Below are 14,127 nucleotides of genomic sequence, written 5' to 3' on the forward strand. Positions count from 1 at the left end.
GGCAATAGGTCCTGATATCAACCGATATGGGCTTTGTAGGCGGCCTCATCCATGAGGCCTGCGAGTTGGCCTTCGTCGGCGAGCATCATCTTCCACAGCCAGCCGTCGCCGGTCGCAGCGGAGTTGACCAGCGACGGGTCCGAGGACAGCGCGCCGTTGGCGTCGGTGATCTCGCCATCAACCGGCGCATAAACATCGGATGCCGCCTTGACGGATTCGACGACCACGGCGGTGTCGCCCTTACTGAGTTTGGTGCCGATTTGAGGCAGTTCGACGAAGACGAGATCGCCAAGCTGTTCCTGCGCATAGTCGGTTATCCCGACGGTGGCGATGCCTCCCTCGACGCTCAGCCATTCGTGATCTTGTGTGAAATAGGTTTTTGCCATCGGAATTATCCTTTGCGGTAGCGATGAGGAGTGAAGGGCAAGGAACTGATATCGACCGGGATTTTCGTCCCGCGAACGTCGGCGAACAGTTTCGTGCCCGGCTTGGCCAAGGCCGTTGACACATAGCCCATGGCGACGGGATGGCCGGCCGACGGGCCGAAGCCGCCTGATGTCACGTAGCCGGCCGGATCGCCGTCGGCATCGAACAAAGCAGCGCCGGCGCGCACCGGCTGGCGGCCGTCCGGCTTCAGGCCGACGCGCTTTTGCGACGGCCCGCGCTCCAGGATGGACCGCAGCGCATCGGCGCCGATGAAGGACCCGCCGGCGCGGAGATCTTTGGGGATCGCCCACATCAGGCCGGCACTCGCCGGATCGATCTCCGGCGTGATGTCCTGGCCGTGCAGGCACAGGCCGGCCTCCAACCGCAGCGAGTCGCGGGCAGCAAGGCCGATCCACAACACACGCTCGTCCTCGATCAGTTTCGTGGCCAGAGCGCGCGCATCCGCCTCCGGCAGGCCGATCTCGAAGCCGTCCTCGCCGGTGTAGCCGGAGCGGCTCATGAACCAGTTTTGCTTCGGCTCGATGCCATGCATGAACAAGAGCGAGCCGGTCTCGATGCCGGCGCGGGACAAGGCAGCCCAGGCTTCGGGCCCCTGGATCGCCAGGAAGACGCGATCGAGCGCATCGACCTTCACGTCGAAATCGGTCGCCAGCGCACGCAAATGCTTCTCGTCCTCGACCGCATTCCCGGCGTTGGCGACCACCATGAAGCGCTCGGCGCCGAGCCGGGTGACGATCAGATCGTCGATGATCCCGGCGGCCTCGTTGAGGAAGAAGGTATATTTGGACTGTGAAATCTCAAGCGCGCCGGCATCGAGCGGACTGGCGCGGTTGAGCAGTGCCGCAGCGCCCGGTCCGCTGATCTCGAACAGCTTCATATGCGAAATGTCGAACAGGCCGGCATGTTCGCGGGTGTGAAGGTGCTCCTTCATCACGCCGGCCGGAAAGGTCAGCGGCATCGACCAGCCCGCAAAGGCGCCAAAGCGTGCGCCGGCGGCGGTGTGCAGATCTTCGAGAGGAAGGTGTTTGGTGTCGTCGCCCGTCATGTCATCTCCAGAGTCGCACGCAATCGGCCGCTGCTGGCGACCAGTCCGTGCCCCTCTGTCTGAAGCCTGAGAGACTCGCGCAACCGGAACTCTGTCGGCGACGCTTACACCTTCGGCGCGGGGGCAAGCCCCGACTTTCCAGAGTGTCTTTCCCGTCTACGGTTCTTTTGCCTGAGAGATTTCGGGCGATTTCCCCTTCGGCGGCAGCTCGCGCTGCTCTCTCCCGCAAACAGGTAGGACTCAAAACTTAAGCCCTCGACGCGCCATCCATAGCTTGTCGGCGACACCTTGTCACCTGCCAGCGACACGTAAAGCGCGGCGTCTTTACAGTCTTCGCTAACCACGCCGTTTGCCGGTTTTTCAAGACAATGGCGATATTCTGGGCTGACGGTTTGGCCGGCAATTGCGTTGGGCACGGCGGATGGGGATTGACAGATGGGCGAACGGATCGGGAGCGCGCCGGTGGCGGGGCTGGCCTCGAAGGACCGCATCACGGCGGAAGATGTCGTCATGCTGCGTCGCGAAGTGTTCGCCGACGGCGTGGTGACGCGCGGCGAGGCTGAAGCACTGTTCGCGCTCGATGCGACAGCGACGGACAAATGTCCGCAATGGCCTGAATTCTTCGTCGAGGCCGTTACCGACTACATCGTCCACCAGGAAAAGCCGGCAGGCTATATCTCTGAAGACAATGCCGGTTGGCTGATCCAGACCATCTCGCGCGACGGAATGGTCGACAGTGTGACCGAACTGGAGCTGCTGGTGCATGTGCTGGAAAGGGCGAAATCATCGCCCGGCCGGCTCTCCGCCTATGCGCTCGAGCAGGTCGCCAACGCGGTGGTCGACGGCAAGGGACCACTGATGCTCGGCGGCGCGCTGGTTCCCGGGCTGGTCGCCAAGGCAGAGGTCGATCTGTTGCGCCGCATTCTCCATGCCTATGGCGGCGACGGTAACATCGCCATCACACGGGTTGAGGCCGAGGTGCTGTTCCAGATCAACGAGCAGACCGCAGCGACCCACAACGACCCGTCCTGGAACGACCTGTTCGTCAAGGCGCTCGCCAATTTCGTCATGTGTTCGGCCGGCTACGAAGCGCCGACGCGCGATGTGGCGCTGCGTCGTGACAGTTTCTTGGACCAGGTCGAGCCCGAAATTGGTGGCTTCTTCAGCCGCATGGTGTCGGGCGGACTGGCCGGCATCATGGAAGCCTATCGTTCGCCCGGCGATATCGAGGCCGAATGGGAGTCGAAGAACCGTGCCGCCGAGGCACTCGCGCGCCGCGCCGAGACGATCGACGCCAGCGAGGCGAAATGGCTGGCCGATCGCATCGGCACCGACCGCCCGCTGCGTGACAATGAACGCGCGCTGCTGACGCTGATCAAACTCGCCTCGCCGGAGATACATCCGGCGCTCAAGCCACTGCTCGACAAGGTTGCTTAAGCCGCGCCGTTTTCTGCGACCGTTTTGCAGAGGACGATATTGGAGTGTCTTCAGGCCAATCGCCAAGTTCGGCCACGCGATCGAAACCGGCTTCCTCAGGCAAGCTCGGTTCGGTCGGAGTCAGATCGTGCTCGGTCAGAATGCGAGGCCATCAAATCCCGCCATACCAGTCATAGCCATTGTCTTCCCAATAGCCGCCGCGGCCGCCGCCGATATTGGCAAAACTGTCGACGAGCTCGATCTTGTAGAGATACTTCGGCATCTTGTAGCCGAGCTGTCGTTCGACGCGCACGCGCAGCGGCGCGCCGTTTTCGACCGGCAGCGGCTTGCCGTTGAGGCCGTAGGCGAGGATCGTCTGCGGGTGGCGGGCATCGATCAGGTCGATGGTGCCGTAATATTTGATTTCCCCGGAGAGGCTGCGATCGATCGTATCGAGGCAGTGGAACATGACATAGCGGGCCTGCGGCTTGACCACAGCCTGGTCGAGCACCAGCGACAGCGGGGTGCCGGTCCATTTGGCGATGCAGCTCCAGCCTTCGACACAGTCGTGGCGGGTGATCTGCGTGCGGCTCGGCATGTTCTCCAACTGCTCGCGGCTGAGCGACAGCGGCTTTTCGACCAGGCCCGTTACCTCCAGCCGCCAGTCGGCGAAATTGTTGGCGAGCAGGCCCTTGTAGGTGTCATCGTCGGGCGCGGTGACGCCGTTCGGCCGCTGCGGCTGGCGGATGTCGGCCTCGGTGAATTCCGGCGCCAGAGCATCGCGGCCGGCAAGCCAGCGTTGCGCGCGGTAGGTCAGGCCATTGGCGTTTTCGAGGAAACTGCGCAGGCCGTCGCCCATGCCGAGCTGGCTGTCGAAGGCATCGCAGCCCGACAACATGATGCCGGAAACGCCGAGGCCGGCGCCCGTCAGGAACTTTCGGCGGCTGATCTGGAATTTGGCCATCTCACGCACTCCTCTCGGTGTCGCCATGCCTTGGCGGATCGGTGCGGTACCAGCCGGTGATGATCGAGCGCAGTTCGTTGATCGGGCCGGCGGCGAGGATCATCATTATATGGACGATGAAAAAGCCGACCAGCAGCACCATCACCGTGAAATGGATGGTGCGCGCCGTCTGCCTTCCGCCGAGCAGTTCGTTGAGCCAGGGCAGCACCGAGTTCATGCTCGGCGACATGGCAAGGCCGGTGATGATCATGAGAGGCAACAGCACGAACAGTACGCCGCCATAGGCCATTTTCTGCAGCGTGTTGTATTCGCGTGTGTGGTGGAACCTGAGCTTGGCGTGCTCGATGATGTCCTGCGGCAGCCGCTTGAGATCGTCAAGGCGCGGCGCCAGATCGCGGCGCAGATGGCCGTTGACCAGGCTGGCGACCAGCCAGACGACCAAGGTGGTTGTCAGTATCCAGGCGAAGAAGAAATGCACGACGCGGGCGGTGCCGAGATCGTAATAGGACGGGATTGTCGCCCAGGACGGGAAGGCACGCGACGTTTGCTGCCCGGCCGGGCCCGACCAGCCGAGCACGCCTGTGGTGTCGAAGCGATGGCCGAAGATTTCGGTATAGCCGCGCGGGCCGGTGGCGGTGTTTTCGGCGCCGATGGCAAAGACGGTGTTGTTGTACTCGAAGCCGGATTGCTTGCCGATGTAGAGCTGCGGCCGGGCATTGAAGATCTGCAGGCCGGACAAAAGCATGAAGAACAGCGAGATCGCCCACAGCCAGTGCGTCAGGCGGGTCCAGCGCGATTGCCGGTAGATCAGCGTCGCATCCTTCGTGGAGGCGGCATCGACGCCTGCGCCGGGCTGACTCATGGTAATGGTTTCCATCTTTTCCTCGCCTCCGGCTGCGCGATCCTGGGATGGCCGCGCTCGTCCTTGTCCTCCCAATACGTCGCTATCGAAAGCGATGTTTCATGCGGTCACGTTTTTATTACGGGCACGGGTTTATCGCGGGCACGGATACTCAATTGCCGAGGCTCACCGCGAGATTGACGACGGCGGCGACGATGACGGCGTTGAAGAAGAACGACAGGATCGAATGGACAAGCACCACGCGGCGCATATGCGAGGTCGTGATCGCGGTGTCGGCGGTCTGCGCGGTCATGCCGATCACCGTCGCGAAATAGAGAAAGTCCCAACCGTCCGGCCGTTTGCTGCCGGGAAAATCGAGGCCGCCGACCGGTATCTTCTTCTTGGTTTCGGCATCGATCGCGTCGCCGTCCATCCAGTAGACATGCGCATAGTGGAGGGCGGCCATGGCATGGATGGTGAACCAGCCAAGCGGGATCGACAGCATGGCGAAGCCGAGTTCGATGGGGTCGCGATCCTTGTGATTGATCAAAAGGAACAGCAGGACAATGGCCATGGCGACGATGCCGAGCGTGATGGCAAAGATGCCCAGCACTGGGAGGTCCAGTTCGCGCGCGTTCTTGCTGAGATAGCGGCCGGACAGCAGCGGCATCTTGGCGATGACGAGCGCGATGAAGACGACGAAGAACGCATCGGCGGCAATCGAAATCGAATAAGCAAGCCGCGTGGAGACGGGGAGCGATCCAATCAAAGGCAATACCGCGGCAAATACGACCAGACCGACGGCTAGCGACACAAAGAACTGCTTGTGCCGCTGCAAGGGGTTATTCGGCGATGTGTCGGCCATAGCCCGACCTCGGATGATGCTTCACGTCTGGTCGGGTGTGACGGATTTCAGAGCCCGCCGCAAGATACGGTCGAGCTCACCCAGGAAACGCGAGCGATGCTGTGGCGCAAAGCTGGCATTGTAGCCCTTGCTCTCGCCGGTTTCGCGCAGATGCTGCTTCAAATCGCGCATTGCAACCGCCATGCCGATGGTCTCCGGCGTGAACGGCCGGCCGGTTGGCCCAAGCACATGCGCGCCGAGCGCCACGGTGCGAGCGGCAAGCGGGATGTCGGCGGTGATCACGATGTCGTTGGGTTTTGCGTTCTCGACGATCCAATCGTCAGCGGCATCGGCGCTTTTAGAGACGACGACGTTGCGGATCATAGGATCGCGCGACGGACGCAGCCCGCCATTGGAGACGTAGGTGACGACCACGCCATGGCGCTCGGCGACCTTCTCGACCTCGGCTTTCACCGGGCAGGCGTCGGCGTCTACGTAGATAGCGGGTGCGGGCATTGTCTCTCCAAACGAACATGGGGCCGGCATGTTACCCGGCCCCATGGCAGAAATCTCGTACTGTCAGGCCGGTAGTGCGCCCGACTTCTTCGCCGTCCAGGTGGCGATATAGTCCATCAAGCCGGGGTTGAGGCAGTCATAGGGTTCAAGCCCGATCGACTTCAACTGGCCGCGAATGCCGTCCATGCGCTTGGGGGCAACACCGGATTCGATGATCGACGACACGAAGGCGGTGAAGCCTGGCGGCGACCAGCCGTCTTCCTCGAAGCGTTCGGGATGGATGAAGGACAGGCCCTTGAACGGATGGTCGCGCTCGACCGGCCCGTGCATGTGGACGCCGCAGCCGGTGCAGGCGTGACGCTGGATGAGTGCCGAGGGATCGACCACTTTCAGCTTGTCGCCATTCTCGGTGACAGTGACGTCGCCCGTGCCGGCGACCGCCACGACCGAGAACACCGCGCCGTCAGGCTTCCAGCATTTGGTGCAGCCGCAGGCATGGTTGTGCGCGATCTGGCCCTTGACCTTCACCTTCACCGGCTTGCTGGTGCAGGCGCAGACAAGCGTGCCGCCGGCAAAGCTTGCGCTCTCCTTTGGCAAGCCATTGTCGATTTTGGGATGCAGTTTCTCAGGCATTGTCTTCCTCCCTTGTTGAACCTGTGCAACTTCAGTCGCTGGCCCTTCGGTCGGCGGCTTGTTCTTCCTCCGTTTGGTGTGCGATCGGACGCAAAACCGGGCGCCACTTTTGCTGATCGCACTTAGTAAACGACGACGCTCCTGATCGACTTGCCCTCATGCATGAGATCAAAACCCTTGTTGATGTCCTCAAGCTTCAGCAAATGGGTGATCATCGGGTCGATCTGGATCTTGCCGTCCATGTACCAGTCGACGATTTTCGGCACGTCGGTGCGGCCGCGCGCGCCGCCGAAGGCGGTGCCCATCCAGGTGCGGCCGGTGACCAGCTGGAACGGCCGGGTCGAAATCTCCTGGCCGGCGCCGGCCACGCCGATGATAACCGACTTGCCCCAGCCGCGATGCGAGGCTTCCAGCGCCTGGCGCATCACCTTGGTGTTGCCGGTGCAGTCGAATGTGTAGTCGGCGCCGCCGATCTGGTCGGCGCCGCGCTTGGTCAGGTTGACGAGGTGAGGAACGATGTCGCCGTCGATCTCCTTCGGATTGACGAAATGCGTCATGCCGAAGCGCTCGCCCCATGCCTTCTTGTCGTTGTTGAGGTCGACACCGATGATCATGTCGGCGCCGGCGAGTTTCAGGCCCTGGATGACGTTGAGGCCGATGCCACCGAGACCAAAGACGACAGCAGTCGCGCCTTGCTCGACCTTCGCGGTGTTGATGACCGCGCCGATGCCGGTGGTGACGCCGCAACCAATGTAGCAGATCTTGTCGAAGGGCGCGTCCGGGTTGACCTTGGCGACGGCGATCTCGGGCAAAACGGTGAAATTGGAGAAGGTCGAACAGCCCATATAGTGGAAGATCTTGTCCTTGCCGATCGAGAAGCGCGACGAGCCGTCCGGCATCAGGCCCTGGCCCTGCGTGGCGCGGATGGCGGTGCACAAATTGGTCTTGCGCGACAGGCAGGACGGGCACTGCCGGCATTCCGGCGTGTAGAGCGGGATGACGTGGTCGCCCTTCTTGACCGAGGTGACGCCCTTGCCGACATCGACGACAACGCCAGCGCCTTCATGGCCGAGGATTGCCGGAAACAGACCTTCGGGATCGGCGCCCGACAAAGTGAACTCGTCGGTGTGGCAGATGCCGGTCGCCTTGATCTCGACCAGCACCTCGCCTTCGCGCGGTCCGTCGAGGTCGACCTCCATGATTTCCAACGGCTTTCCGGCGGCGACAGCGACAGCGGCGCGGGTTTTCATCAGGCAATTCCTCCCAAGGCGATTGGTCTTCAGGCTTTCAGGGTTTTTATACTGTTTCAACACGATTTGGCGACCAAATATGGCGCAAATCTTGGCCCAGTCGTCGGCGAGCCCAACCTTCGCCCCTCGGCACGGGCCTGGCGGGCAGGGAGTGTCTTGATGGGTGCGCTGCCGGCGGTGCTTGAGCCCGGCTGCCGAAGCCCATAAGAAGGACGAAAGACCGAGGAAACGCCTTCGATGTTCACGAAAATCCTGATCGCCAATCGCGGCGAGATTGCTTGCCGCGTCATCAAGACGGCGCGCAGGATGGGGATTGCCACGGTAGCGGTCTATTCCGACGCCGATCGCGACGCCGTGCACGTCGAAATGGCCGACGAAGCCGTGCATATCGGGCCATCGCCTGCCGCGCAAAGCTATCTTCTGCCTGAAAAGATCATCGCTGCCTGCAAGGAGACGGGCGCGCAGGCCGTGCATCCCGGCTACGGTTTTCTGTCGGAGCGGGCCGCCTTCTGCGAAGCGCTTGAGGCTGAGGGCATTGTCTTCATCGGTCCGAAACCCAAGGCTATCAAGGCGATGGGCGACAAGATCGAATCGAAGAAGTTCGCCAAGGCCGCTGAGGTGTCGACGGTTCCCGGCTGGCTTGGTGTCATCGAAAATGCCGACCATGCCGAAAAGATCGCCGGCGAGATCGGTTATCCCGTGATGATCAAGGCCTCGGCCGGCGGCGGCGGCAAGGGCATGCGCATCGCCTGGAGCCAATCGGAAGTGCGCGACGGTTTTGACCGGGCGCGTTCGGAGGCCAAAAGCTCGTTCGGCGACGACCGCGTCTTCATCGAAAAGTTCGTCGTCGATCCGCGCCATATCGAAATCCAGGTGCTGGCCGACGCGCATGGCACCGCGCTTTATCTCGGCGAGCGCGAATGCTCGATCCAGCGCCGCAACCAGAAGGTCGCGGAAGAGGCGCCGTCGCCATTCCTCGATGCCAAGACGCGCAAGGCGATGGGCGAACAGGCCGTGGCGTTGGCCAAGGCGGTCGACTATCAGAGTGCCGGCACCGTCGAGTTCATCGTCGATGCTGAAAAGAACTTCTATTTCCTTGAAATGAATACACGATTGCAGGTCGAGCATCCGGTGACGGAGCTCATCACCGGCATCGATCTGGTCGAGCAGATGATCCGCATTGCCGCCGGCGAAAAGCTCGGCATCAAGCAAAGTGACGTCAAGCTGAAGGGCTGGGCGGTGGAAAGCCGGCTCTATGCCGAGGATCCCTACCGCAATTTCCTGCCGTCGATCGGCCGGCTGACGCGCTACCGGCCGCCGGAGGAGGGCACGTTCGGCGACATCGTCATCCGCAACGACACCGGCGTGACCGAAGGCTCCGAGATTTCGATGTTCTATGACCCGATGGTGGCAAAGCTCTGCACCTGGGCGCCGACGCGGCTGGCGGCAATCGACGCCATGTCGGAAGCTCTGGACAGTTTCGTCGTCGACGGCATCGAGCACAACATTCCGTTCCTGGCGGCGCTGATGCAGCATCCGCGCTGGCGCGAGGGGCGGATATCGACGGGCTTCATCGCCGAGGAATATCCTGACGGTTTCGCACCGATCGTTCCGGACGATGACGAAAAGGCAGTGCTGGCCGCGATCGCCACGGCGGTCGAGCTTCTGCGCCGCGACAGGCTCGACCGGCTGGGCGGCCGTCTGGCGCCGCATTCAGGCACGCTCAAGCGCGACTGGGTGGTGAAGCTCGGTGAGGACTATCTCCAAGCTTCGATCCTGGAAGGCATGATCTCCATTCCGATGGAAATCGATCTGTCGGTCGATGGCGGCAAGGCGCTGACGGTGGCGTCCGACTGGCGGCCGGGCGACCTCATCTGGCGCGGCACTGTCGGTGCCCGCAAGGTCACGGCGCAGATCAGGCCGGCGCCGAACGGCCTGCGCATTGCCTGGAAAGGCATATCGGTAACGGCGCGCGCCATGCTGCCGCGCACGGCTGAACTGGAAAGGCTGATGCCGGAGAAGGTGGCGCCGGACACGTCCAAGATGCTGCTTTGCCCGATGCCGGGCCTGGTCGTGTCGATCGCGGTTGCCGAGGGGCATGAGGTCAAGGCCGGCGAGACGCTGGCCGTGGTCGAGGCGATGAAGATGGAAAACGTGCTGCGCGCCGACCGCGATCTTGTCGTGTCGAAGCTCAACGCCAAGCCGGGTGACAGCCTGGCTGTCGATGCGGTGATCATGGAGTTCGCCTAGAGATTGTTTGGAAATTCTACTCCGGCGGCCATCTGAAGGTGGTTTCTGCGCTTCCCGTGCTCACGGACCAATGGCCGCTGCGCTCCGGTTCTCGGAACCACCATCATATGACTCGAATTTCGAAACAATCGCTGAGCCGTGCGGCTGGGTACGGAAGCCTGTGGTCGGTGGTCATTTGTGCTGGACTGGCATCGCCCGGTCCGGGACAATACATCTCCATCGACTCAAAGCCCTTCGAGCAATTTGAAACATCATGGCGGATGACAAACTTCCACGCGATCCCCTGAGGCGCGAAGCAGCGCTCGCTGCTGCGCGCCCGGAGGCGCCGGCGCGGCCGTTCATCCATCTGCGGGTGCATTCGGCGTATTCGCTGCTCGAGGGCGCCTTGCAGGTCGCCGCCGTTGTCGGTCATGCCGTCAAGGACGAGTGCCCGGCAATCGCAGTCACCGACACAAACAATCTGTTCGGCGCGCTGGAATTTGCCCAGAAGGCGGTGAAGGAAGGCATCCAGCCGATTATCGGTTGCCAGATCGATCTCGCCTTTTCCGGCGAGACCAGCGACGCGCAGCGCGACCGCCGCCGCCATGGTCCGGAGATGCACGCCGTGGTGCTGCTCGCCGCCACCGAGGCCGGCTACAGCAACCTCGTCAGGCTGGTCAGCCAGGTCTATCTGGAGACGCCGCCGGGCGAGCCCGTGCATCTGACGTCAGCAATGCTGGAAGGCCATAGCGATGGCCTGATCTGCCTCAGCGGCGGGCCGCGCGGCCCGATCGGCCGGGCGCTGAAGGAGGATCGCCGAGATCTTGCCGAGACGCGGCTTCTGGCACTCAAGGCGCTGTTCGGCGACCGGCTCTATGTCGAGCTGGACCGTGTTTCCGGTTATGACCGCGCTATCGAGAAATCATCGGTCGACCTTGCCTATATCCATGATCTGCCGCTGGTCGCCACGAATGAGGCGTTCTTCGCCGCCCGCGACGACTATGACGCGCATGATGCTCTGATCGCCATTGCCGAGGGTTCGGTGGTTGCCGCCGACAACCGTCGCCGGCTGACTTCGGACAATTTCCTGCGCAGCCAGGCGGATATGGCGCGGCTGTTCGCCGACCTGCCGGAAGCGATCGACAACACCGTCGAGATCGCGCTGCGCTGTTCCTATTATCCCAAGACCCGCAATCCGATCCTGCCACGCTTTACCGGCGGCGATGTCGCCGACAATGAGGTGGCGCTGAAAGCGGAGGCCGATGAACTGCGCCGGCAGGCCCATGAAGGTCTCGACGCCCGGCTGGCGGCGCATGGACCCACCGCCGGCTACACGGTCGAACAATACCGCGAGCGGCTCGATTTCGAGCTCTCCATCATCGAGAAGATGAAATTTCCCGGTTACTTCCTGATCGTGGCCGACTTCATCAAATGGGCGAAGGCGCAAGGCATTCCGGTCGGGCCGGGCCGTGGTTCGGGCGCCGGATCGCTGGTCGCTTATTCCACCACCATCACCGATATCGATCCGCTGCGCTTCTCGCTGCTGTTCGAGCGCTTCCTCAATCCGGACCGCGTGTCGATGCCCGACTTCGACATCGACTTCTGCCAGGATCGGCGCGAAGAGGTCATCCGCTACGTCCAGCAGAAATATGGCCGCGACCAGGTGGGACAAATCATCACCTTCGGTACGCTGCAGGCGCGCGCGGTGCTGCGCGACGTCGGCCGCGTGCTGCAAATGCCTTACGGCCAAGTCGACAAGCTCTCCAAGATGGTGCCGCAGAACCCGGCCAATCCGGTCAAGCTGGCGGATGCCATCGCCAACGAGCCGCGCTTTGCCGAGGAGGCCGAGAAGGAGCCGATCGTGCAGACGCTGCTCGATATGGCGCAAAAGCTGGAAGGGCTCTACCGCCACGCTTCGACGCACGCCGCCGGCATCGTGATCGGCGACCGGCCCTTGTCGGAACTGGTGCCGATGTACCGCGATCCGCGCTCCGACATGCCGGTCACCCAGTTCAACATGAAATATGTCGAGCAGGCCGGGCTGGTAAAATTCGACTTCCTCGGCCTGAAGACGCTGACGGTGCTGGAGACGGCGGTGAAGCTGATCCGCCGGCGCGGCATCGAGATCGACCTGGCGACGATCCCGCTCGACGATCCTGAAACCTACGCCATGCTGTCGCGCGGCGAAGTGGTCGGTGTGTTCCAGGTGGAAAGTGCCGGCATGCGCAAGGCGCTGATCGGCATGCGGCCCGACTGCATCGAGGACATCATCGCGCTGGTGGCGCTCTACCGTCCCGGCCCGATGGAGAACATCCCGACCTACAACGCCAGAAAGCATGGCGAAGAGGAGATGGCATCGATCCATCCCAAGATCGACCATCTGGTGAAGGAGACGCAAGGCGTCATCGTCTACCAGGAACAGGTGATGCAGATCGCGCAGGAACTGTCGGGCTATTCGCTCGGCGAAGCCGATCTGCTGCGTCGCGCGATGGGCAAGAAGATCCGCGCCGAAATGGACAAGCAGCGCGAGCGCTTCGTCACCGGTGCGGTCGAACGCGGCGTCGGCAAGCCGCAGGCCGACTTCATCTTCGACCTTCTGGCCAAGTTCGCCGACTACGGCTTCAACAAATCGCACGCGGCCGCCTACGCCGTCGTGTCCTACCAGACCGCCTATCTCAAGGCGCATTACCCCGTCGAGTTCCTGGCGGCGTCGATGACGCTCGACATGGGCAATACCGACAAACTCGCCGATTTCCGCCAGGATGCGCTGCGTCTCGGCATCGAGGTGGTGGCGCCGTCGGTGATGACCAGCTTCCGCAATTTCGAGGTCGGCGAGAACCGCATTTACTATTCGCTGGCGGCCCTCAAGGGCGTCGGCGACGCTGCGGTCGAGCACATCGTCGCCATGCGCGGCGAAAAGCCGTTCAAGAATCTCGCCGATTTCTGTGAAAGGGTCGATCCCAAGATCGTCGGCAAGCGCGTCTTCGAAAGCCTGATCATGGCCGGCGCGCTCGACTGCTTCGGCCACGACCGCGCCCAGATGATGGCCGGCGTCGAACGGATGATGGGGCTGGCTTCGCTGGCGCAGCAGAATGCCATTTCGGGCCAGCACGACATTTTCGGCGCGTCGCTCGGCGCGCAGCAGCAGGCGCTCAATTTGCCGCAGACCGATCCGTGGCTTGCCGCCGACCGGCTGCACCGTGAATTCCAGGTCGTCGGCTTCTATCTTTCGGCGCATCCGCTCGACGAGTACAAGGCGGCCCTGCAGAAGATGCGCGTGCAGAACTGGGGCGAGTTCTCGGCTGCGGTCAAACGCGGTGCCGCCGCGGGCCGGCTCGCCGGCACCGTCACCACCAAGCAGGAGCGCAAGACCCGAACCGGCAACAAGATGGGCGTCATCGCCTTTTCCGACACATCTGGCCAATATGAAGCCGTGCTGTTTTCGGAAGGGTTGGCGCAGTATCGCGATCTGCTCGAGCCCGGACGTTCGGTGGTGATCACCGTTTCGGCCGAGGATAGGCCCGAAGGGGTCAATCTGCGCATCCAGACGGTGCAGTCGCTGGAGGATGAGGCCAGCCGTATCCAGAAGGCGCTGCGCATCTTCGTTCGAAATGACGGGCCTGCGTCGGCGATTCAATCGCAGCTTACCCAGCGTGGGGAAAGTCAGGTAAGCATTATCGTCATCAAAGAAGAGGCGCAGGGCGAGATCGAGATCGAATTGCCCAACCGCTACCGCATCTCGCCGCAGATCGCGTCGGCCATGCGCGCGGTGCCGGGTGTGGTCGAAGTCGAGCTCGTCTAGGCTGCGCTGATATACACGGCAATCCCATCGACGTCGGCCAGTGCATGACGGCATAAAGATGCTCTGGGCCTGACATTGCAGCCGATAGGGCCAGCGTGCGGGGCGTGGTTGACCTGACCTTCCTTTGAACCACATGCGTT

The 14,127-nt window shown here is 62.6% G+C and carries 11 protein-coding genes and 1 riboswitch; of the genes, 3 read left to right on the forward strand and 8 right to left on the reverse strand.

All coding sequences use genetic code 11. From position 1 onward, the window contains the following. Positions 1-17 precede the first annotated feature (17 nt). Both gcvH and gcvT read right to left on the reverse strand, forming a co-directional pair. Positions 18-386 carry a glycine cleavage system protein GcvH gene (gcvH, locus tag NKI10_RS20445; RefSeq protein ID WP_023725711.1) on the reverse strand — a complete coding sequence of 123 codons (369 nt, stop codon included), beginning with the start codon at positions 384-386 and terminating at the stop codon, positions 18-20. A gap of 5 nt (positions 387-391) precedes the next feature. After that, entirely contained in the window at positions 392-1,492 is a 1,101-nt protein-coding gene (gene gcvT, locus NKI10_RS20450; protein ID WP_023828674.1) for a glycine cleavage system aminomethyltransferase GcvT, read from the reverse strand. Positions 1,493-1,641: 149 nt separating this feature from the next. Beyond that, a riboswitch (glycine riboswitch) is annotated at positions 1,642-1,728 on the reverse strand. A 199-nt stretch (positions 1,729-1,927) separates the two neighbouring features. Between gcvT and NKI10_RS20455 the strand changes: the two genes are divergently transcribed. Next, positions 1,928-2,929 carry a hypothetical protein gene (locus NKI10_RS20455; RefSeq protein ID WP_023751525.1) on the forward strand — a complete coding sequence of 334 codons (1,002 nt, stop codon included), beginning with the start codon at positions 1,928-1,930 and terminating at the stop codon, positions 2,927-2,929. A 151-nt stretch (positions 2,930-3,080) separates the two neighbouring features. Here NKI10_RS20455 and NKI10_RS20460 read toward each other — a convergent pair whose 3' ends face one another. The 6 genes from NKI10_RS20460 to NKI10_RS20485 form a co-directional block, all read right to left on the reverse strand. Then, entirely contained in the window at positions 3,081-3,872 is a 792-nt protein-coding gene (locus NKI10_RS20460; RefSeq protein WP_023681588.1) for a molybdopterin-binding protein, read from the reverse strand. A 1-nt stretch (position 3,873) separates the two neighbouring features. Beyond that, entirely contained in the window at positions 3,874-4,749 is an 876-nt protein-coding gene (locus NKI10_RS20465; RefSeq protein WP_352861691.1) for a cytochrome b/b6 domain-containing protein, read from the reverse strand. Between the two features lie 136 nt (positions 4,750-4,885). After that, on the reverse strand, positions 4,886-5,578 hold the full coding sequence (locus tag NKI10_RS20470) for a DUF1345 domain-containing protein (RefSeq protein WP_352861693.1): 693 nt from the start codon (positions 5,576-5,578) through the stop codon (positions 4,886-4,888). Between the two features lie 21 nt (positions 5,579-5,599). Further along, positions 5,600-6,073 (reverse strand): YaiI/YqxD family protein, encoded by a 474-nt coding sequence (locus tag NKI10_RS20475; protein WP_023735313.1) that lies wholly within the window; start codon positions 6,071-6,073, stop codon positions 5,600-5,602. A gap of 63 nt (positions 6,074-6,136) precedes the next feature. Further along, on the reverse strand, positions 6,137-6,706 hold the full coding sequence (gene gfa / locus NKI10_RS20480; protein ID WP_023735314.1) for an S-(hydroxymethyl)glutathione synthase: 570 nt from the start codon (positions 6,704-6,706) through the stop codon (positions 6,137-6,139). Between the two features lie 122 nt (positions 6,707-6,828). Next, positions 6,829-7,956: an S-(hydroxymethyl)glutathione dehydrogenase/class III alcohol dehydrogenase gene (locus NKI10_RS20485; protein WP_023667586.1), complete on the reverse strand. Its 1,128-nt coding sequence runs from the start codon at positions 7,954-7,956 to the stop codon at positions 6,829-6,831. Positions 7,957-8,193: 237 nt separating this feature from the next. Between NKI10_RS20485 and NKI10_RS20490 the strand changes: the two genes are divergently transcribed. Next, positions 8,194-10,206 carry an acetyl-CoA carboxylase biotin carboxylase subunit gene (locus tag NKI10_RS20490; RefSeq protein WP_352861696.1) on the forward strand — a complete coding sequence of 671 codons (2,013 nt, stop codon included), beginning with the start codon at positions 8,194-8,196 and terminating at the stop codon, positions 10,204-10,206. Between the two features lie 253 nt (positions 10,207-10,459). Further along, positions 10,460-13,987, forward strand: a complete 3,528-nt coding sequence (dnaE, locus tag NKI10_RS20495) for a DNA polymerase III subunit alpha (protein WP_023751521.1) — start codon at positions 10,460-10,462, stop codon at positions 13,985-13,987. The last annotated feature ends 140 nt before the right edge of the window (positions 13,988-14,127 follow it).

The organism is Mesorhizobium sp. M0802 (genome assembly GCF_040320115.1).
GTDB lineage: Bacteria > Pseudomonadota > Alphaproteobacteria > Rhizobiales > Rhizobiaceae > Mesorhizobium.